At 61.8% G+C, this 21,185-nt stretch carries 16 protein-coding genes; 6 read left to right on the top strand and 10 right to left on the bottom strand.

The annotated features are described in order from the left end of the window. Positions 1-3: 3 nt before the first annotated feature. Entirely contained in the window at positions 4-390 is a 387-nt protein-coding gene (locus tag RIN13_RS01515) for a BlaI/MecI/CopY family transcriptional regulator (protein WP_309105564.1), read from the bottom strand. A 268-nt stretch (positions 391-658) separates the two neighbouring features. Here RIN13_RS01515 and RIN13_RS01510 point away from each other — a divergent pair, with 268 nt between their 5' ends. The 5 genes from RIN13_RS01510 to RIN13_RS01490 all read left to right on the top strand — a co-directional run bounded on the left by RIN13_RS01510 (position 659) and on the right by RIN13_RS01490 (position 9,063). Continuing rightward, positions 659-2,281 (top strand): cytochrome ubiquinol oxidase subunit I, encoded by a 1,623-nt coding sequence (locus RIN13_RS01510; RefSeq protein ID WP_309105668.1) that lies wholly within the window; start codon positions 659-661, stop codon positions 2,279-2,281. A 21-nt stretch (positions 2,282-2,302) separates the two neighbouring features. Further along, positions 2,303-3,352 (top strand): cytochrome d ubiquinol oxidase subunit II, encoded by a 1,050-nt coding sequence (gene cydB, locus RIN13_RS01505; RefSeq protein WP_309105563.1) that lies wholly within the window; start codon positions 2,303-2,305, stop codon positions 3,350-3,352. A 6-nt stretch (positions 3,353-3,358) separates the two neighbouring features. Continuing rightward, complete coding sequence (cydD, locus tag RIN13_RS01500) at positions 3,359-6,892, top strand: thiol reductant ABC exporter subunit CydD (protein WP_309105562.1); 3,534 nt, start codon at positions 3,359-3,361, stop codon at positions 6,890-6,892. 9 nt (positions 6,893-6,901) lie between these two features. Continuing rightward, a complete protein-coding gene (locus RIN13_RS01495) occupies positions 6,902-7,951 on the top strand; it encodes a GNAT family N-acetyltransferase (RefSeq protein WP_309105561.1) in 1,050 nt (349 codons plus the stop codon). A 68-nt stretch (positions 7,952-8,019) separates the two neighbouring features. After that, positions 8,020-9,063, top strand: coding sequence for a LacI family DNA-binding transcriptional regulator (locus RIN13_RS01490; protein WP_309105560.1), 1,044 nt, complete (start codon positions 8,020-8,022; stop codon positions 9,061-9,063). On the opposite strand, the gene RIN13_RS01485 is transcribed toward RIN13_RS01490, so the two are convergent. From RIN13_RS01485 to RIN13_RS01455, 7 genes are all read right to left on the bottom strand, one after another. Further along, complete coding sequence (locus RIN13_RS01485; protein WP_309105559.1) at positions 9,060-10,064, bottom strand: arabinan endo-1,5-alpha-L-arabinosidase; 1,005 nt, start codon at positions 10,062-10,064, stop codon at positions 9,060-9,062. The two genes, RIN13_RS01490 and RIN13_RS01485, sit on opposite strands and share 4 nt — an antisense overlap. A gap of 44 nt (positions 10,065-10,108) precedes the next feature. Continuing rightward, entirely contained in the window at positions 10,109-11,623 is a 1,515-nt protein-coding gene (locus tag RIN13_RS01480) for an alpha-N-arabinofuranosidase (protein WP_309105667.1), read from the bottom strand. Between the two features lie 133 nt (positions 11,624-11,756). After that, positions 11,757-12,428 (bottom strand): DUF624 domain-containing protein, encoded by a 672-nt coding sequence (locus RIN13_RS01475; RefSeq protein WP_309105558.1) that lies wholly within the window; start codon positions 12,426-12,428, stop codon positions 11,757-11,759. A 2-nt stretch (positions 12,429-12,430) separates the two neighbouring features. Further along, positions 12,431-13,774, bottom strand: a complete 1,344-nt coding sequence (locus RIN13_RS01470) for a family 43 glycosylhydrolase (protein ID WP_309105557.1) — start codon at positions 13,772-13,774, stop codon at positions 12,431-12,433. Further along, the gene (locus RIN13_RS01465; protein ID WP_309105556.1) at positions 13,771-14,721 is read right to left on the bottom strand and encodes a carbohydrate ABC transporter permease; all 951 of its coding nucleotides are present in this window, start codon (positions 14,719-14,721) and stop codon (positions 13,771-13,773) included. The genes RIN13_RS01470 and RIN13_RS01465 overlap by 4 nt, the downstream gene beginning before the upstream one ends. 11 nt (positions 14,722-14,732) lie before the next feature. Then, entirely contained in the window at positions 14,733-15,632 is a 900-nt protein-coding gene (locus RIN13_RS01460) for a sugar ABC transporter permease (protein WP_309105555.1), read from the bottom strand. 144 nt (positions 15,633-15,776) lie between these two features. Continuing rightward, positions 15,777-17,111 carry a sugar ABC transporter substrate-binding protein gene (locus RIN13_RS01455; RefSeq protein ID WP_309105554.1) on the bottom strand — a complete coding sequence of 445 codons (1,335 nt, stop codon included), beginning with the start codon at positions 17,109-17,111 and terminating at the stop codon, positions 15,777-15,779. Positions 17,112-17,441: 330 nt separating this feature from the next. Between RIN13_RS01455 and RIN13_RS01450 the strand changes: the two genes are divergently transcribed. Continuing rightward, positions 17,442-18,914: a glycoside hydrolase family 43 protein gene (locus RIN13_RS01450; RefSeq protein WP_309105553.1), complete on the top strand. Its 1,473-nt coding sequence runs from the start codon at positions 17,442-17,444 to the stop codon at positions 18,912-18,914. Positions 18,915-19,060: 146 nt separating this feature from the next. On the opposite strand, the gene RIN13_RS01445 is transcribed toward RIN13_RS01450, so the two are convergent. Together RIN13_RS01445 and RIN13_RS01440 are read right to left on the bottom strand one after the other, a co-directional pair. Next, the gene (locus RIN13_RS01445; protein ID WP_309105552.1) at positions 19,061-20,485 is read right to left on the bottom strand and encodes an FAD-binding oxidoreductase; all 1,425 of its coding nucleotides are present in this window, start codon (positions 20,483-20,485) and stop codon (positions 19,061-19,063) included. A gap of 171 nt (positions 20,486-20,656) precedes the next feature. Beyond that, entirely contained in the window at positions 20,657-21,175 is a 519-nt protein-coding gene (locus RIN13_RS01440; protein WP_309105551.1) for a DinB family protein, read from the bottom strand. Positions 21,176-21,185 lie beyond the last annotated feature (10 nt).

The following is a 21,185-nucleotide window of genomic DNA, read 5'->3' as shown; positions in this document are numbered from 1 at the left end:
CTGCTAAATGTGGCCGAGCAACTTGCGGAGCGTTTCAGCTTCACTTTCAGTGACCGATCCAATGAAGCGGGCGAGGACTGCTTCGCGGTCCGGCGCGGAGCCAAGGACCTCATGCATGAGTTCGGCCGTATGGTCCTCCCTGCTGGAGACCGCCTGGTAGCGGTGCGGGCGTGTGCCGCGTTCGCGCTCCACAAGCCCCTTCTTCTCCAAGCGGGAGAGCACAGTCAGCACGGTGGTCACGGCGAGATCCTTGCCCACATGGCCGGCTGATCCGCCCTGCGCCTGTGTGCTCTGCGCCAGCAGATCACGAAGCCTGTTTGCAGTGGCTGCCTCCTGGCCCGCCCAGAGCAGGTCCATCACTGCCCGTTCCAGTTCCCCAAGACTTGCCATTCGTACATCCTTCTGGTCCCGCCGGCGCCCGGGGCGGGTTTCCGACCAGGGCGCGTTTCTTAAAAAGCTCCAGCTCCAAATCTACCCGGTTTCCGGCTTTCTTTCTACATGAGGTAGAACACTACTCCAGCGTGTCGCCGCCATTCTTTGCTGTACGAAAGCGCAGCTTCCGGACTTCCCGGATTTGTTCTACACTTTGTAGAAGTTGAATGTTCTACGCCTTGTAGAAGTTTCAACGTTGATAGCCCGGCCAACAGTAGGGACCGCCTTGGACGCCTTGGAAATCGCACGCTGGCAATTCGGAATCACCACCGTCTACCACTTCATGATGGTGCCCCTCACGATCGGTCTTGGTCTCGTGGTGGCGCTGATGCAGACGCTGTGGCATCGCACGGGAAAACCCGAGTACCTCCGGATGACCAAGTTCTGGGGCAAGCTCTTCCTGATCAACTTCATCATGGGGGTTGCAACCGGCATTGTGCAGGAATTCCAGTTCGGAATGGCATGGAGCGAGTACAGCCGGTTTGTCGGAGATGTGTTCGGCGCCCCGCTGGCCATGGAAGCCCTCCTCGCCTTCTTCGTTGAATCCACGTTCCTGGGTCTATGGATCTTTGGCTGGAAACAGCTCAAGCCGGCCGTGCACCTTGCCTGCCTCTGGATTGCCGTGGTGGGCTCCGTTTTCTCGGCGTACTTCATCATCGTCGCCAACAGCTGGATGCAACATCCGGTTGGTGTGGAGATGATCAACGGCAGGCCTGTGATGACGGACGCGTGGGCCGTTTTTACGAACAACACAGCCCTGGTTGCAGTTCCCCACACCATCTTTGGTGCCCTTGCAGTGGCAGGAGCTTTCCTGCTGGGGATCGCCTGGTACCATCTTTGGCGGCGCAGGCATGACGGTATCGACGTCGTAGGGCCTGACGGGAAGGTCATCCCCGGTCAGGCAGACATTCCCGGCCGCGATCTGACCGACCACACCGTTTGGATCCGCTCGCTGCGGATTGGTGCCGTCGTCGCGATGATTTCGTTCGCCGGAACTGCCGTGACGGGGGACCTGCAAGGCAAGCTGATGTTTGAGCAGCAGCCCATGAAAATGGCAGCGGCCGAAGCAGCATGCCATGACGGGACCGGCTTCTCAGTCCTCAGCGTAGGGAACGTCGGCTCCCAGGACTGTGACGATATTGTCGCCGTCATCGAAGTTCCCGGCATCCTTTCCTTCCTGGCCAAGGGCGATTTCACCACAGAGGTCAAGGGCGTCAACACACTCCTCCCTGAATATCAGGCCAAGTACGGCACCAACCTTCCCGACAACCCTATTTACGGCGACCGGGCGGGCCAGGAAATCGAGTATGTGCCCGTGATGGAGGTGACGTACTGGGGCTTCCGCATGATGATCGGCTTTGGCGGCATCGCGGCCTTCGCAGCGCTCCTTGCGCTGTGGGCCACCCGTAAGGGAACGGTTCCGGCCTCCCGGGGCCTGATGCGCCTTGCCGTCTTCGGGATCCTGGCACCGTTCGGAGCCAACGCCGCAGGCTGGATCTTCACGGAAATGGGCCGCCAGCCATTCGTTGTGGCACCCAATCCCGATCCCAGTGGCATCGATCAGGTATTTATGTTCACTGCCGCTGCTGTCTCGCCCGGGGTTTCCGCCGGGGAGCTCCTGACATCCCTTGTGGTCCTGGCCTCGATCTACGCTGTGCTGCTCGTGGTGGAGGTGAAGTTGCTGGTCAAGTACATCCGCGGCGGTGTGGCTTCAGCCATGCCGGAGCTTGCGGATGGACAGACCCACGGAAAAGAGCCAGCCGACGACGATGAAGGACCGGGGACGTCCGGTTCCACCAAAGCCGGCGGGCCCGGCGCTGCGGACGATGTCCTGGCCTTCGCGTACTAGGAAAAGCAGAGGAATTTGAGCATGGAACTGCTACCCACCATCTGGTTCATCGCCATTGCTTTGCTGTGGACCGGCTACCTCTTTCTCGAAGGCTTCGACCTCGGCGTCGGCATGCTGATGAAGCTCTTCGCCCGCAACAACACGGATCGGCGCGTGCTGCTCAATACGATCGGGCCGGTCTGGGACGGCAACGAGGTGTGGCTCCTGACAGCGGCAGGTGCAACATTCGCGGCCTTCCCGCTCTGGTACGCCTCCCTTTTCTCTGCCCTCTACCTGCCGCTTCTGTTGGTTCTTGTGGCCCTTATCTTCCGCGCTGTCGCCTTTGAATACCGTGGAAAAGTGGACACTGAACGTTGGCGTGCCCGCTGGGACCTGGCGATTGCCGCCGGTTCCTTCCTGGCCGCCTTTGGCGTCGGTGCGACCTTGGCCCTGACCACCACAGGCCTTCCGCTCAACGCCAACGGGGACCGGGAAGGCGGCCCGTTTGCGTGGTTCAGCGGCTACGCACTGCTGGGGGGATTCGCCGTCGTGGGCTTCGCGATAGTGCACGGCCTCGCCTTCCTGGCCCTGAAGACCGACGGCGATGTCAGGCATCGCGCGCGGCGCTGGTTTGTCCGGCTGTTGCCTGTTCTGCTGCTGCCCATGGCTGCATGGGCGGTAAGTGTCCAGCTGCTCAGCGGCGAACCCTGGACGTGGGGTGCCGTTCTCGTCGCGGTGGTGGCGGCGGTCATGACATGGAGGTTCGCCCGACGCGGCTCGGAAGGCAAGGCCTTCCTGGCCCTTGGCGTCTTCCTCGTCGCGGGCACGGCCTCGATCTTCGGTGCTGCGTTCCCTGTAGTACTCCCGTCCACCATCAGTCCGGACTTCAGCCTCACGGTGTTCAATGCCTCCTCATCCGACTACACGCTGGGGCTGATGAGCATTGTTGCCGCGGTCGGGCTTCCCCTGGTTCTCGCATACCAGGCATGGACCTACTGGGTATTCCGGCGCCGTGTCAGCGCCAACCACATTCCGGAGGCGCACAGCTTCCTTCCCGCGATTGCTGCCAAATCATTGTCCACCAAGGACTGATCCCCTGTGAGACCAACGTTCCCCTCGGGGCCGGCCACCAGATCCGCGATCTATCTCCTGGGGCTCGTCGCCGCCCTGAAGGCACTGTCCCTTGTGCTTATGGCCCAGGCAGTTGCCTCTGTGCTTGCCGGACTGATGGCCCATGACCCCGCCTGGGGCCAGCAGCTGACCTGGGGAATGGCCGGGGTAGTGCTGCGCTCGCTCACTACGTGGGCCCAGTCAGTCGCGGCCCGCAGGGCGGCCTTGGGCGTCAAGGAACAACTGCGGTCAGAACTTCTGGAGCGGGCCCTCCGGACCGGGACCCGCGGTGCCGGCCCCTCAGACGGAGGACTCGCCATTCTGGCCACCCGGGGACTGGACGCCCTGGACAGCTACTACACCCAGTTCCTGCCCGCGCTGGTCAATTGCGCCGCGGTTCCCCTCTTGCTGGGGGCGCGCATCCTCTTTGCCGACTGGATCAGCGCAGCAGTCATTGTGCTCACAGTCCCGCTCGTGCCCGTGTTTATGGTCCTGATCGGCCGGTATACGGAAGATCGCGTCAGGGAAGCCCAAACGGCACTCGCTCGACTGTCGGGGCACATGCTCGAACTTGCAAAGGGCCTGCCCGTGCTGGTTGGCCTGGGACGTGCCACTGCCCAGAGGAAAGCGCTCGAAGACATCTCGGATGAATACCGCATCCGCACCATGGGGACACTGCGCACCGCGTTCCTTTCAGCTCTGGCACTTGAACTGATTGCGACCATCTCCGTAGCTGTCGTGGCCGTGTTTATCGGTGTGCGCCTGGTCCACGGGGAGATGCCGCTGGAGGCGGGGCTTCTCGCACTGATCCTGGCCCCGGACTGCTATCTTCCCCTGCGGGAGCTGGGCACTGCCCATCATGCCAGCGACGACGGCCGTGCAGCGCTCGCGGAGGCCACGCTGGTCCTTGACACGCCGCAAGCCGTGCCGCTTGATGCGGACCACCATAGGACCGACGACGACGGCGCTCCGCCAACCGTCGTCGTCCGTGACCTGGAGGTGGTGTTCAGCGGAAGAGACACTCCGGCCGTTGCGCCACTGAGCTTTGAAGCGGCAGCCGGAAGCATCACTGCCTTGGACGGAGTAAGCGGCGCAGGAAAAAGCACTGTGCTTGGGGTGCTGGCAGGAATGGTCGGAAACAGTGGTTCCACCAGAGTCCTTGGCGAAATTGCAGGCTTTGATCGTGCAGGCGTGGCATGGGTGCCCCAGCACCCTGTCATGGTCGCACCGACGGTGCAGGATGAAGTGGAGCTTTATCTGACTGCCGCACACAAGGGGGTCCTGCCCGACCCTGACGCTGTTACAGAATCTGCGGAGCGCTGCCTCGCTGACGTGGCGGCGGCCCACCTTGCAGACAAGCATCCGGCCGAGTTGAGCCCCGGAGAGTTGCGGCGCGTTGCGCTGGCCCGCGGACTGGCCAGAATTGAGGCCGGAGCCACCCTGCTGCTGCTGGATGAGCCCACAGCCCACGTGGATCCCGAGACAGCTTCCGTCATCAACTGCACCATCCTCGCACTGCGCGGCCGGGTGACAGTGGTCCTTGTCGCCCATGATCCGACCACCCGACAGTTGGCCGACAAGATTGTTCAGGTGGCACATGAGCCTGGTGTCCGAGCGGATTCACGCAAAGCCGAGGCTCCGGTTGCGGAGCGGCCGGGAGGTGGGCTCAGTTCCGGCACAGTCTCCTCCGCTGCCTCTTCTGCGTCGTCCATCGGTTCTCTAAAGCGCACCAGCCCCATCCCCGCAGTCACAGAGGGCGCAGGGAGAGGGAGTACCTTCCAGGCATTGCGAAGCCTGCTCGCCCCCGAAGCCCTGAAGTTCACCTCATCGACGATGGTCGGAGTGCTTGCCTCGCTCTTCGCCGTCGCGCTGGCAGGGCTGTCCGGCTGGTTGATCATCCGGGCGAGTGAGCAACCACCCATCCTGTACCTGCTCACGGCCATCGTCGGCGTCCGGTTCTTCGGCATCGGCCGCGCCGTCCTGCGTTACTGTGAGCGGCTGCTCTTGCACGATGCCGTCTTCGCCGCTTTGACCTCCCTCCGGGGACGGTTGTGGGAGTCGCTGAGCAGGCGGGCGCTGGCGGTCCGGAAACTGCTGCAGGGCGGACATGTGCTCGGATCTGTCATCGACGACGTCGATACGGTGCGCGATCTGCTGCCCAGAGTTGTGCTGCCCCCGTTGACCGCAATCGCTGTGGCCGCAGCGGCTGTCCTGTCTACCGGACTCCTGCTGCCGGCGGCACTTCCTGCCACGGCGGCTACGGCCTTGGTGTCGCTGGTGGCTTCTCCGATTCTGGCGCTCCTTGCCGACAGGATGTCCTCCCGCACGGAACAGCAGCTTCGCACCGGGGTGCTTCGGGATGTGGCGGCAGCGCTGGATGCCCGATTGGAGCTGCAGGCAAACCACGCCGCCGGGCTTGTTCTTTCGGCGATCCGGGACGCTGACCGTGCTGCCACCGCGGCGTCCCTGCGCTCGGCCTGGGCGGAGGGCCTCGGGCAGGCCCTCACCGTTCTGGCCTGCGGGGGAGCGGCCCTGATTTCTGCCGTGCTCGCGGCACCGGTTGTGATGGCGGGGGCTGTAGAACCTGCGACGGCGGCAGTAGTTGTTCTGCTTCAGCTGGCGCTCCTGGAGCCATACTCCGCCATGGCAAGCTCAGTCCGGCAGTATCCCGCCTTCCGCTCGGTACTGCAGCGCATCAGCGGAGCCGGGGTTTTGGCGGGTTCCGATAAGGAAGATCCTGCCGGCGAGGACACACCTGGAGTGAACCGTGCCGGGGCGGCAAAGACCAATGATGGCCTGTTTCCGGTCCCCGGGCGGGCAGGGGACCGGCCCGGAGTTGAATTGGACGGACTTACTGCAGCCTGGCCGGGAGGGCCGTCGGTTTTTGAGGAGTTGTCCGCCGTTGCCGAACCGGGGACTTGGCTGGCTGTCACCGGGGCGTCGGGATCCGGTAAATCCACGCTGTTGTCCGTCATCCTTGGCTTCCTGCCGGCGGGGCAGGGGCACGTTCTCGTCACGGGGAAAGTAGCGTGGTGCCCCCAGGAGGCGCATCTTTTTGATTCCACCATCAGGGGAAACCTCATGCTGGGCCTGCCTGGTTCTGAAAACAACCGCTCGAAGGGTGAAGAGGCTCAGGGGCAGATTGCTGAAACTGCGATGAAGGCCGCCCTTACCGCGGCAGGCCTGGCTCCGCTGATGGACAGGCTGGCCGAGGGTCTGGACACCAGGATCGGGCCATCCGGGTCCTTCCTGAGTGGTGGCGAACGTCAGAGGCTTGCGGTCGCCCGAACGCTGATGGCCGGGGCGGACGTCATTCTGTTGGATGAACCCACGGCACACCTGGATGCGGCAGCGGGACGGGCCATGCTGGCCGACCTTCGCAGCGGACTGAAGGAAAAGACAGTTGTTTTGGTGAGCCACAACCCGGCCGACATCCACTCGACTGACCACGTCATCCGTCTTGAGGAGCACGCGGGCCGTACCACCAAGCCTATTCTGGCGCGGGCAGGAGCAGGAGGCTAGCCTGTTGCCATGGATCACGACCCTGGCATTTGCCGCAGTCCACCCCAGCAGGCCGAAATGCTGCCACAACTGCTGTCATGGCGTCCGGCCACGCTCCAGGACCTTGCTTCCTGGGCCGGACTGATTGAACGGACTGCAGCGGTGGAACAGCCCGTCTGGTTCGAACGGCGGGAGGACCTGATCCAGATACTGCAGTCAAAGAAGAACCACCCTGCAGCGAACACCATCATCGGTGTGGACGAAGAGGGGATTCCTCGAGCGTACGCACGCATCACCAAGAACCCCGAAGGGGACAAGGCCTACGGTTTCGGCTGTGTGGACCCGGAGTGGCAGCGAAGGGGGATAGGACGGGCTCTGCTTGGCTGGCTGGAGTCGCGGACCGTGGCCAGGTTCGCGGAGGACCTGGCTGCCAACAAAGGTGGCCCGGACCAAAGCCGCGCAGCTCCGCGCGCGCGTCTTCGCCTCCACATGGAAGAGCAGCACCGCCACCAGGCCGAACTGTTCGGCCGGTCCGGGTTTGTCGTCGTCCGGTACTACAACGAGATGCACCGGCCCCTGAGCACTCCGCTGCCCGATTTTGCCCTTGCCAGTGGACTGGAGCTTGTGGGGATGGCGCCGCACCTCAACGAGCCAGTGCGGGAGGCCCACAACGATGCCTTTCGGGATCATTGGGGGAGCGAACCCCGGGACGAGGAATCCTGGGCGGATACTGTGAACGATCCGTTGGCGCGTCCGGACCTCAGTGCCGTTGTCCTGGACCGCGTCACCGGGAGGGTTGCGGGCTACCAACTGGCCACGCACGATCCTCACATTGCCGTGATCCGGGGTTACACCGAGGGGTACACGGATTTGCTGGGGGTCAGGCGGGAATACCGCGGCCGGGGCATCGCGAGTGCACTCCTTGCAGACGCTATGCGAAAGTTCGCGGTGGCCGGGATGGATAAAGCTTCCCTGGATGTCGACTCGGAGAACCCGACAGGTGCCCTGGCGCTCTATACGAAGATGGGCTACGCCGTTGTGAACCGAAGTATGGCGTGGGATAAGGAGCTGCAAGAGTAAATCCCTGATACAACGTTGTAATATAGGAGAAACGGCACTTTTCCGGGCACCGAATGAGGGGAACCTTCATGGCAGCGACACTGCACGACGTTGCACGCGTGGCAGGAGTGTCTTTCAAAACTGTCTCAAATGTCATCAATAATCATCCTCACGTACGTCCGGTCACCCGCAGCAAGGTCGAGGCGGCCATCGCAGAACTGGGCTACCGGCCGAACCTGGCGGCGCGGAGCCTGAGGTCCGGACATACGGGTGCCATCACCCTCGCGGTTCCGCAGCTCAAGCTGCCCTACTTCGCCGAGCTTGCCGATGCCGTCATTGCCGCCGCCGAGGCCAGGGGCCTGGTTGTACTGATTGAACAAACAGGTGGGAACCGCGAGCGCGAACTTGAGGTCCTTTCGAGCCCGCGCCTGCAGATGTCGGACGGGCTGCTGTTCAGCCCCCTGGGCCTAGGCGAAGAAGACGCCGCCCTGGTGAAGTCTGAGGTGCCGATGGTCCTCTTGGGCGAGCGGATTTTTTCCGGGGACTGCGACCACGTCACCATGCAGAACGTGGCTGCGGCCCGGGCTGCCACAGATCATTTGCTGGACCTGGGCCGCAACCGCATAGCCGTGGTGGGCGCTCACGACGGTGAAGTCATCGGCTCGGCAGGGTTGCGGCTCCGGGGATACCGTGAAGCCTTGGCGGCACGAGGCATTGCCTATGACGATTCCATCGTGGCCTACATGTGGTCCTGGCATCGTTCCAACGGTGCCGCGGCGATGCGCGAACTCCTGGCCAGGGGAGTCACCTTTGATGCGGTGTTCGGCATGAACGACACCTTGGCGCAGGGTGCAATGCGCGTACTCCAGCAGGCGGGTTACCGCGTGCCCGAGGATGTGGCCGTCATCGGGTTTGATGACCTGGACGAGACACGCTATTCACTGCCAACGCTCAGCACTGTGGACCCGGGCCGTGTGGAAATTGCCGAAACGGCCATCCGGGTGCTCCTGGAGCGGATTATGCACCCGGACGGCTCAGCTCCCCAGGAAATCGAAACCACGTTCAAGGTGGTGGCCAGGGAGTCCACCTTGGGCCAGGCGACGGTTCCGGCACATCCACCTTCGGGGTCCTAGTCCCAGCCGGCAACGGGCCAGCCGTCCACCCACTGCAGCTCGAGCAGGCCAAGGCGGAAAGCGCCGTCGAGCTTGGCATCGTAGAAGTGAAAGGCGAGTGTGTCCCCGGAAACAGACTGTCCGCCGGGTCCCACCTTTTCATCAGCCGTTGCCAGGACAGGGGTGCCGCCGCCGTTAAGCAATGCCACACCATCCTGATCGATATAGGGTCCTGTCACCTCTTCGGATCGCCCCACTGCAATGTTGTAGGTGCTTTCCAGGCCCTGACAACAAAAATCCCTGGAGACGAAAAGGTAGTAATAGCCGTCCCGCGGCAGAATGTACGGCGCTTCGATGGCGTTGGGCGGCGATTTCCTGTCGGCGATGCGAACCGGTTCGGCCGTGTTGGCCCGGAGGCCTCCCGGCCACTTCAGTTCCACGAGCTGTATCCCGGTCCAGAAGGATCCGAAGGCCATCCAGGGAGTGCCGTTGTCATCCTCGACGATGCCGGCGTCGATAGCGTTGAAGTGCTGGCCCGCCGAAGAGATCACTTCACCCTTATCAACCCACTGGTAGCCGGGCTCCTCGGGATCCAGTGTGGTGTTTGTGGCAAGGGCAATAACGGAGTTGTTCTTGCCGAAGGTAGACGCCGAGTAGTAGAGGTACCAGGTGCCGTTGTGCTGGTAGAGCTCGGGGGCCCAAAGGTTGTCCACACCAGGCACGGCCTTCTTCAGCCACTCGGGTTTCTCCTGCCATACCTCGCCCGCGTAGGTCCACTCCCTGCCGTCCCCGGAGCGTCGGATCTGGATGTTTCCGTCGGCCGTCTGACCGTTGCCTGTCGAGTAGACAAACCAGGGACCGCCTTCTTCCCCGGCAACAAGCGCGGGGTCGTGCGTGAAGAAGTCCCCGGTGAGCTCGTTTGTGCTTCCTTGAGCTGCCGCAGCGTCTGTCCCTGCTGTTGCGCAACCGGACAGTCCCACTGCCAAGGCAAGTCCTGCGGCCAGCACCGCGGCCAGCGCCATTTTCGTGCGGCTGGCTGCGGTGCTGGTCCTGCGCAACAACCCCATCAAGCGAGCGCGACGGCGGACCATGACACCGGAGGCAATGTCACCGTGAGCACACCGTTTTCCAGGACAGCGCCGTTGAGCGGTTTGAGACCGACGCGGTTCTGGTCCTGGAGCGTGTTCTTGGCGTAAACGTCCTCATCGTGCAGAGTGACAGCCTCGCTGATGACCGTGGCATTGAGCTCAGCCACCCTGACCGTAATGTCGATCGCTTCCGTCTGGCTTCGGTTTACGAGGAAGAGTGCCGACTGTCCGGTTCCGGCGTCGGCGGTTGCGACAGCATCCACGAGCTGAGCTTCTCCGTATACGGCGGTTGTATAGGTTCCGGCATCGATCCGGGGCCGCAGTACCTCGCCCCGCGCCAACCGGGACGTCACTGAGAAGGGGAAAAACGTCGTCTGCCGCCAGGCGGCCCCACCCGGTTCTGTCATGATGGGGGCGATGACGTTGACCAGTTGGGCCAGAGATGCGGACGCCACCCGGTCATGGTTCTTGAGCAGGGTGATCAGCAGGTTACCGAACACCACGGCGTCGGCCACGGAATAGACGTCCTCCAGCTGGCGTGGCGCGTGGACCCATTCCTCATTCACCTCGTCAGAGGCCTGGTGCTCATCGAGGTACCAGATATTCCACTCATCAAAGGAAAGCTGAATGGTCTTCTTGCTCTTCAGCTTGTGCTTGACGTGGTCGGCGGTAGCCACCACAGTCTCGATGAAGTACTGCATGTCCAGGGAGGATGCCAGGTACGAGCCGAGGTCTCCGTTGCGTTCCTGGTAGTAGGCGTGGCAGGAGATGTAGTCCACATAGTCGTAGCTGTGCTCGAGGACCACGCGCTCCCACTCGCCGAAGGTCGGCATTGAGGAACTCGAAGAGCCGCAGACCACCAGCTCGAGGTTCTTGTCCGCGGTCTTCATGGCCGATGCCGTTCGTGCGGCCAGCTTTCCATAGTTGTCAGCGGACATGTGGCCTATCTGCCACGGTCCGTCCATTTCGTTGCCCAGGCACCACATGCGGATGTTGTAAGGGTCCTTGGCACCATTGGCGATGCGTTGTTCACTCAGGGTGGTGCCGGAGGGGTGATTGGCATACTCGAGCAGGTCCAGCGCGGCATCTATCCCGCGGGTACCGAGGTTGACCGCCATCATCAGCTCTGAATCGGTGAGCGCGCACCAGCGGGCGAACTCGTCGATCCCCACCTGGTTTGTTTCCAGGGAGTGCCACGCGAGGTCCCTCCTGACAGGCCGCTGGTCCCTGGGCCCGACGCCGTCTTCCCAGCGGTAGCCGGAGACGAAGTTGCCGCCGGGGTAGCGGATGGTGCTTGAGCCAAGTTCCCTGACGAGGTCCACAACATCAAGCCGGAAGCCATCGTCGTTGGCGGTATGGTGGCCGGGCTCGTAGATCCCGTCATAGACGCACCGGCCCAAGTGCTCCACGAACGAACCGAAGATACGGCGGCTTACAGGGGCAACGACGGCAGAACGGTCAATGGTAATAACCGTCGGGGCGACTGCGTCCAGATGGACGGTGTCAGGGTTGTCAGTATTGCCGACTTTGGTGCTGGCAGGGGAAGTCAATTGTCTGTTTCCTATTCTGTATAACGTTGTAGACGGTGGTCGGAGCATCCGGGGCCACATGATGTTGCAAATTCGGCTAGTAGGAGGGTTCCAGAGCGCTTAGATGCCGTCCTACGAGCCACCCGGAGAGCAGAAGCGGGAGTGAAGCGCCAATCAGCGGGATCAGAACGTTTATGCCTGCGAAGACAGTGGCCATGCCCACGTAGCTGGCTATCAGGGACAGGCCAAGCAGGGGAGAGGCCAAAGGAAGCATGAACGCCAGGCGCCATGTCCTGAACACGGTATCGCGGTAGCGCGTACAGACGTCGACGGCGGTCCCTGCTGCGGCCAGCGTGGCCGCCCCTGCGACCCCTGAGAGAACCAGCAAGACTGCCCGGACAGGGGAGGAGGCTGCTGTCGGTGCGGTTGGGTCCAGTGCTGCGGCATGGAGCGAAGCGGGGCTCACCAACGACAGTCCGTTCAGCACAAGAACGGCCGCTGCAACCCAGAAGATGCTGCCCACCTTGTTGGCGTGAAGAAACTGGGAGCGATAGGCCGTGATGAAATCCCTGACGGGGTGCTCACCCAGAGTTCCCGTCCGCAGCCGGGCCAGCATGGTGGACGCGGCCACGGCCGAAGGGAAGAGCCCGGGAACAATACCCCCAGCCAGGACTCCTGTCACAAACAGCAGGTTGATCAGGACCAGGTTCACGGCAAAGTCGAGCCAAAGCATCAGCCGGCCAGCCCAACCCAAGGCTTCCTCGTTCACTGTTACGACTCCTTGGTCCCGGACCAGACGACGCCGTCCTTGTCGATCCCACTGAACGAGAGTGCCGCTTGACCCTTGGACCAGTCCCAGGAGGCGAATACCACGGAGTCCACCTCGACGCCGTGCAGTTCAACACCGTCGAGTTCAACGCTGACGCGGACCATCATGTTGGACGGCCACCCATCCAACGCCTCCGTGGCACCGGCGTCCAGTTCGGCCGGTACAGCGTTGACCAGCCCGGTGGAGGATGGATCCAGGCGGATGACGCGCCACTTACCGGAGACCGCCTGGGGTGTCTTGAACACCTCCTCCGCCTCCCCGGCGAAGGGCTGCGGTGATACAACGGGCCAGCCGGCTTCCGTAAAAAACAGCCGTCGGAGCTGTACCGTGTGCTGGGATGGGTCCTCGGTAAAGCGGACATGATGCACCATGAAGTGCTCATAACCTGCTTGCCCGGGGCGCGTGAACACAGAATTGTGGCCCGGCGCGAGCCAGCCGGTGTCGCCGTCGAAACGGTAGCTTCCCAGCACCTTGGTGCCTATGGAACCCGGTTCCTGCTCAAGATCCGTCATGGCAGCGCCGTTGAAGTCCCGATAGGGCCCTGTAACCGAGTCGGCGACGGCGACCCGCACGTTGTAGGTGGCGAAGAGGGAATCATAGGAAGCGAACAGGACATACTTGTCCTCTTCCGGACGGTACATGATGTAGGCGCCCTCGATGGCACCCTCAACCGAAAGCTGGCGGCAGGCAATCAGCGAGCCGAGGTCACCATCTCTGATCGGCCTGCCTGTGGTCCTGTCGAGCGGCAGGGTATAGATCCCGGAAAAGAACGATCCGTAAGTGAGCCAGGCTTCCCCGTCTGCGTCGAAGGTCACTGCGGCGTCAATGGCGTTCTGTGTGTGCTCCCCGCTCCGGGTAGCCACTACAAGGCCAAGGTCCTCCCATGGTCCTGAAGGGTCAGGTGAAACAGCCAGGCCTATGGCTGAGGTATTCGATCCGAAGGTGGAAGCCGAGTAGTACATATGCCACCTGCCGTCATGCCAGCGGACAACGTCGGGAGCCCACAGTCCCTGTGCTCCCGTCCAGTCAAAGGCCGGACCCGGAACGCCGTCGAGCGCTGTGCCGGCATAACTCCAGGTAACTAGGTCCCTCGATGTCCGGATGTGCACCCCCGCGGGAACCGATGCCGAGTTCGCGACAGCGTCGGTGGAGTACATGTAGAACGTTCCGTCATCTGACTGGACCACAGTAGGGTCGTGGGCATGCCGGCCACCCCACGTTGCGGGCGCTCCTGTGGGTTCCGGGCGCATTGGCCGGAGCCGCTGCGGGATGACGCCGGCGCTCACCCTTTGGCTCCCGTCAATGCGATGGATTCAATGATCTGACGCTGGAAGACGACAAAGACGATCAGGACCGGCAGCAGCGCCACGAAGGAAGCAGCCATGATGAGGGGATAGTCCGTCTGGATGGCGTACTGGGCGTTGAAGTTGGCGATGACCAACTGCAGAGTTTGTGTGCCTGGGGAGTTGAGGTAGATGATCGGCGCCAAATAGTCATTCCACATGGCCATAAACCAAAGAATGAACTGTGCAGCAAGGGCAGGCCTCACAGCCGGCAGGATCAGTATCCAGAAAATCTGCAGGTAGGAAGCGCCGTCAATTCTGGCCGCCTCCACGATAGAGTCCGGGACGCTGTTGAGGAATTGACGAAGGAAAAAGATCATGACGATGTTTCCAAACAGACCCGGCACGATCAGGGGAAGCAGCGTGTCCACCCAGCCGATGCTCGCGAATATGGTGAATTGGGGAATCATCAGGGTGGGAAACGGAATCATCAACCCGGCCAGCAGCCCAAGGAAGATGGCGTTTTTGAAAGGCATCCGCAGTTTCGCGAAGGCAAAGGCGGCAAGGGCAGAGGTCAGGGACCCGACGATCGTCACAGAACATGCCACGATCAGGCTGTTTTGGATGCCGCTCAGCAACGGCCCGGCCGTCCAGATTCTGGCGTAGTTTTCCCACACGAAAGGATCGGGGATCCACTGGGGCGGGAGCTCGAATACGCCCTCGCGGGTCTTGAGCGAGGTGGAGAAGGTCCAGGCGAGGGGAGCAATCATCATGACGGCTCCGAGGGACAAGATGATTCCAACCAGGATGTTCCCGGGGTTGGTCCTGCGTTTGCTGCGTTCGGGCACGACGGCGGTTCGGCTACCGTCACCGCTGCCCTTGCCGGAACTCTCGGGGATTCTGTGGACCGGTTTCAGGGGCGCTGGGGTGATGACGCGCTGTGTCGACATGGCTGCCTGCCTCAATCGATCGAGAACTGGTTGCGGCGGTTGAGCCGGAACTGGATGAAAGTGATGATGAACACCAGGAGCCCCAGAACCACGGACATGGCGGAGGCGTAACCCATCTGGAGGTTGTCAAAGGCTTTTTGCCAGATGTACCAGACGATGGAGGCGGACTCGAATTCCGGGCCTCCCGTAGGAGTCATGATGTTGATTTCGACGAAGATCTGGCTGCCTCCGATGATGCTCGTGACAATCAGGAAGAACGTGACCGGCCGGACCATCGGGATGGTGATGTGGCGGAACTGCTGCCATGGGCTGGCTCCGTCCAGGGACGCGGCTTCGTAGAGGTACCGGGGGACAGACTGTAACGCCGCCAGATACAGCAGCATTGAGTAGCCCAAGCCCTTCCAGACGGCCATGATGATGAGGGCAGGCTTGACAGTGGAAGTGTCCTGAAGCCAGTTCGGCCCGTCGATGCCGACCAGGGACAGGCCTTGATTGATCAGTCCAAAGTCTCCGTTGAAGGCCCACTGCCAAAGGATGGCCACTGCCGCGATGGAGGAGATGACCGGCAGGTAGTACACAGTCCGGAAGAAAGTTGTGCCCCGCATCTTGCGGTTCAGGGCCAGCGCCAGGGCGAGGGAGATGGCCAGGCCAACCGGTATGCCGATCATCATGTAGAGCGTGTTCCACAGGGACTTCAGGAAGTAGCGGTCTTCGAACATCTTGACGTAGTTGTCGATGCCCTTGAATTTCGGACTCGAAATGCCGTTCCAGTTGGTGAAGGACGCGTACACAGAGAACAGCAGCGGAAAGAGCGTAAACAACAGGAACCCGATCACCGGGATAGCCACGAAGAGCAGGGCGGCCAGGTGTTCCTTCCGGTGGAGCCTTGAGCGGCGCATGGTCATGGACATCGGCGGATCCTCTTTGATGTGGTGATGGGGCCAGGGCTTCAGTGGCCCTTTGCGTGTCTAGCGGTGGTGAAGGCAAAGGAAGGGGTGCCGCGGCTGCGCTCGGATGCAGCCGCGGCACCAGTCTTGGGGGACCGTGGCTAACGGTCAGCCGATACCGGCCTGCTGGTTTGCTGCATCCAGGAACTGCTGCATCCTGGGCTGCGCTTCCTTCAGGTAGTCCTTGGCCGTCTGTTTGCCGTCCAGTACAGGCTGGATATTGGTGAACAGTTCGTCGTACCACTCTGCGTTATACGTGTTGCCGCCGGGAAGCGCCCGGCCGTAGTCCTTGACGATCTCCAGGAACTCAGCCTTGTTGGCCGGTTTGGTGGTGGTGTCGGCCGCCCAGGTCTCCGCCATATCCTTCAGGTTGGGGATCTGGATGCCTGCCTTCACCAGCGACTCCTGTGCCTCTTTGTTCGCTGTCAGGAATTCAACGAGCTTCACCGCATCCTCGGGATGCTGCGTATTTTCAGAAACTGCGATTCCCAGCGTTCCCGTCCAGGTAGCGGGTTTACCCGTCTTACCGGCTGGGTACGGGATGACGTCCCAGTCGAAGCCGAGCTTCTGGTAGGTGGACAGGTCCCAGGGTGCGATGGGGAAGAACCCGATTTCGCCCTTCATCCATCGCTGGTAGGTGTCAAGGGTCTGTGCCTCGGCCACGGAAGGGGTGACGCCGTGGACGTTCTGGAGGTCGGCGAACCACTGCAGGGTCTCGGCGAATTCAGGGGTGTCTACCGTGACTTTGGTCCGGTCCTCGTTCAGCCAGTCGCCGCCATTGGACCAGACGAAGGGCTGGAGATTCCACTGGACGTTGAGGCCGGTGCCCCACTGATCCAGGCTGCCGTCACCATTTGTGTCGGCCGTGAGCTTTTTGGAGATGTCGACGAATTGGTCAAAGGTGTAGGGCTTGTCCTTGTCCGGCAGCGGAATCCCGGCTTTTTCGAACATGGTCTTGTTGTAGCCAAAGGAAAACGGTCCGACATCCTTGGGCAGGGCGTAGATGGCTCCCTGGCCTGTCAGCTTGCCGTCGAATCGATAGCTGTCTACGCCGTATTCCCAAATGTTGTCCAGGTCAATGGTGTCTGACTTCTCTACATATTCCGTGATGTCTTTGACAATCCCGTTCTGCACGTACGCCTGTACATCGCCAGGACCTATGTAGAACACATCCGGAACCTGCTTGCCGGCAATGGCGGCCTTCAACTTAGTGGTGTACTGATCAGCGGTGGTAACAATAATGTCGACGTCTACGCCGTTGTCCTTTTCGAATTGGGAGACAGCCTGTTCGTACGCCTTCTTTTCGTCCTCCCCGCCTCGGAACATAAATGTGAGCTTCTTTTCGCCGGCTTCTGCGCCGGTTGGGGCGGAGCAACCGCCGAGCATAAGACCGGCCGCGGCAACGAATGCCAGGGTTGCGGCCATGGGACGTGACTTCTTCATCACGTAGTCCTTCCGGTTGGTATTACGACGAGGGCCAGCGGTCGGCGTGAAGGCAGACCGGCATCCGGGCCCGGATGATTTGCAACGTTGTAAGAAATATCACACGGGTCCTGCCTCGGCGTCAAGACTGATACTTCAGGAATTGTTCACGCTAACTATTTTTCGTGTCCGCCTCCACTTGTGCCGGATGTGCCTCCCGCAAGACCCTTGACTCCTCACCACGCCCATGCCATATTCATCTTTACAACGTTGCAATTTCCTCTGTCGTCCAGTGCATCCTGCGTCGCGGAACCTCCCCTCTAAGCCAACCTTCGGAAGGAGCACGTGATAATGAAGTCACGTCTGTCACGTCTTTGGGGTGCGGGGCTGGTCGGCCTGACAGCTCTGCTCAGCCTCTCGCTGACGGCCTCGGCGCTGCCGCCGGAAGCGGTGAAGGCAGTGAACGCAAGTCCGTCGTCGTACCAATCGACCAGCGCACCCATAAGCCGTGAGACTCAACGGCAATCCATTCAGGAGGACTTACCGGGCGGCAAATCCGTCGTCGGAGAGACCTCGCCCATTCATGACCCGGCGCTGATCATTGATAAAGACGGCACCTGGTATGTCTACTCGACAGGACTCCTCAATCGTGAAAGCGGCGGGACCATCCAGATATGGTCCTCGCACGACGCCGGCACAAGCTGGCAGCACGCCGGGTTTGTCTGGGACCGGATTCCACCCTGGATTGATGATCACTTCGCAGACGGCCAGCTCCCGGACAACCTCTGGGCCCCGGAGATCGTAGAAAACGACGGAACGTACTACCTCTACTACTCGGCGTCGCGCTTTGGCGGCAACAAGTCGCTGACTGCGCTGGCAACCAACACCACCCTGGATCCAGCCGACCCGGATTACGAGTGGGTGGACAAGGGGCTGGTTGTGGCATCCCCAGTGACGGGGCTCGATCCCAATAACCCGAACAAGACGTTCAACGCCATCGACGCCGGGATCGTCGAAGATGCTGGCGGTACGCCGTATATGGCGATCGGATCCTTTTGGTACGGCATCTTCCTGGTTCCGATCGAGTGGCCCAGCGGCAAGCCAGTGGCGAACTGGGAGTCGAAGACGGTCAATATTGCAGACCGATTCATGGCCGGCAATCCCATTGAGGCGCCCTACATCACCAAACACGGCGAGTATTTCTATCTCTTCGTTTCTTTCGGCTTCTGCTGCCAAGGGGCCGATTCCACCTACAAGGTGGCTGTGGGAAGATCCACGTCGGTCACCGGCCCGTATCTGGACAAGGATGGCAAAGACATGTTCGGTGGCGGTGGCTCAGCGGTGTTGGACAGCCACGGTGCAGTAACCGGTCCTGGCGGTCAGTCCGTCTTCGGTGACTACCTGGCCTTCCATTACTACGACGCGTCCAACCAGGACATTCCGTATTTCCCCACCTTGGGGATCCAGAAAATTGCCTGGGTGGATGGCTGGCCGGAATTCAACCAGACCGTCGGCCTTCCTGCGATTACTAAGCAGCCGCGGCCTGTCACGGGAAATTCCGGTAAGCCGGCCGCCTTCAAAGCGACAGCGACCGGTGTGCCAGGACCCGTTGCCGTCTGGGAATCGTCTTCGGACAACGGTGTTACGTGGAAACCGGCGGGCGGGAAAGCCGGCACCAAACGAACTGACGAGGGTACGTACGTTTCAATCCTGGATCTTATGCCCGTGACCGGTCGGCAGGACGGACTCCTGATTCGTGCGGTGTTCCAGAATGCCCATGGCAAGGCGGTAACGGAGCCTGCCAGGCTGACTGTAACCGGCTAGCAGCGCTGGGCGTGGACGGCGCTGCCGGGCCGTCCACGCCCACCCATCACACCCACCCATCACACGAGATGGGCTACACGGTTGTGAACCGCAGCATGGCCTGGGATAAGGAACTGCAGGCCCCAACCGTCAAAGCGGCATGACCGTCAGGTCGCACGCCCTGGGCTGATGTTGTGGTTGAGGCGGAAGATGTTCTGTGGGTCATAGCGGTCCTTGATGTCCACAAGCCGCTGATACTTGTCCTGACCATAAGCTTGGCGCGCTGCATCTTCCTCCCCGGTTTGGAGTTCGGCCCCGAGGAAGTTGACGTACTCGCCATGCTCGGCAAAGGGGTGCATGAGTGCGTGTGCCTTACGGGCGAACGCGGTCAGCCGTTCATCCTCCGCCGCATCCCGCCAGAATCCGTAGACGTTGAGCCAGTAGCGCGGGGAGCGGGTGGGGAAAGCCGTGACGCCCTCCGGCACACGCCCGAACGCGCCTTCCATATGGTGGATGTCAATCCCGGTCCCGTGCCACGTCACCTCGGAGGCGAATCCCACCAGGACCTTTATCGCTTCCTCGTCCAGCCGTGAGAAGGACACGTTCTTCCAGTATCCCCGTGAGCCTTTGGGGAAGACGGTGTCCATGGCGCTCTGCCATTCAACCCACCTGACCGGCCCTGCCTCCTGCTCGTCCGGCGGCGCCTCAACCGCGAGTTGCTCGACCAAATCAAGCCCGACCTGATAGTTCTCGCCAACCCAGGCAAATCCGATGATCATCCATGGTTCGTCGCCCATCCCGAACTCAGGCGGAAGCACCAGAAAGGAGATGATCGGGTTCATTTCCTCCGGCAGGCCACGAGTCCACGAACTGAAGGCGGCCAAGGCTTTCTCCCAGTGCCGGGGACGGTAGAAGAGGTTCCCGCCCAGAAGCGAATCAGGAAGCCGGTGGGCGCGGAAGGTGAAGGAGGAGACCACGCCAAAATTCCCGCCGCCGCCCTGCAGTCCCCAGAACAAGTCAGAGTTCTCCTCCCTGCTGGTGTGAACGTGCTCCCCATCGGCGGTGACGACGTCGGCAGATTGCAGGTTATCCAGGGTCAGTCCATAGGAGCGCGTCAGCCAGCCGACACCTCCGCCCAGGGTCAGCCCTGCTACACCGGTGGCGCTGATCACACCGAGAGGAACGGCCAAATCATGCAGAGTTGTCGCCGCGTCTACATCAGCGAGGGTCGCCCCGGGCCCTACGGTCACGAGCTGTTGCTGCGGGTCCACAGTCACGTCGCGCAGTTGACCCAGATCCAGCACGAGGCCCTTATCGACCGTGCCGTGGCCGGCAACGTTGTGCCCGCCGCCGCGGACGGCTAGGGCCAAACCGGATTGCCGGACGGCGTCAAGCACTGCGTCGATGTCTGCCGCTGCTCCGGCGCGGGCGATGGCGCGGGGACGGAGATCGACCATTCCGTTCCACACGTGACGGGCATCCTCGTACTGCGGGTCCTGCGGTTCGATCAGCGATCCGGAGAGCCGGCCACGCAACTGCTGCAGTGCATGATCGACTGTGGATTCCTGGTCGCCTTGGTGAAGTGTTGTCATCGATTTCTGCTTCCGCACGAACGGATGAACCCTCAATCGGACACTGAGGTGATGTGGCTGGCAAAACTTTGGCGCCGGGGCGTTGCCCCGAGTCTAGGATTACCGGCGGAGCCGGTCAACGATTCCGGAAGTCAATCGAGCAACCCGTCCACAAGCTCACCCATCCACGACTCACCCGTCCACATCGTGAAGGTGATGCACCACGTCATGGAGGAAGTACTGCGCCAGTGTCAGCACAGTGAACTCCGAACCGTTGCTGCGGATGCCCCGGCGGCCCCACTGGTCCTGGCGCACCCCCGCAAACGACTCTGCCACTTGGTGCCCCTCGGCTGTGAGCTCCGAGCTGACCACGGCAGGATCTGCGTTGGCATAATCCTTCTCAATGGCCGTCTTGTCCTGGTCCCAGTTCTCGAAGCCGGCGTTGTCCTCCGTCAGCATCTGGTTGAGCCTGCAGTCAAAGAGGCTGAAGACGTCCCGCACATGGGAGGCGTATTCAAGAACAGACCACGTGGCGTCGTCGGGCCGCTCTGCAACGTCCGGACGGCGCAAGGCTGCCCGCCACCGCGGGAGCATGTTGGTCACTGTCCCCGGAACGGTGGAAGGAGTCACCGTTGAAGCATCGAATCCGCACTCGGGGCAGGGCCGGGACAGCACCCAGGTCCAGTCTTTTTCATCGGGGATGATAGGCATGCCAGTAGTC

The sequence above is a fragment of the Arthrobacter sp. genome, from assembly GCF_031179985.1.
Classification (GTDB): Bacteria; Actinomycetota; Actinomycetes; order Actinomycetales; family Micrococcaceae; genus Arthrobacter.
This window is presented reverse-complemented; position numbering and strand designations above follow the sequence as displayed.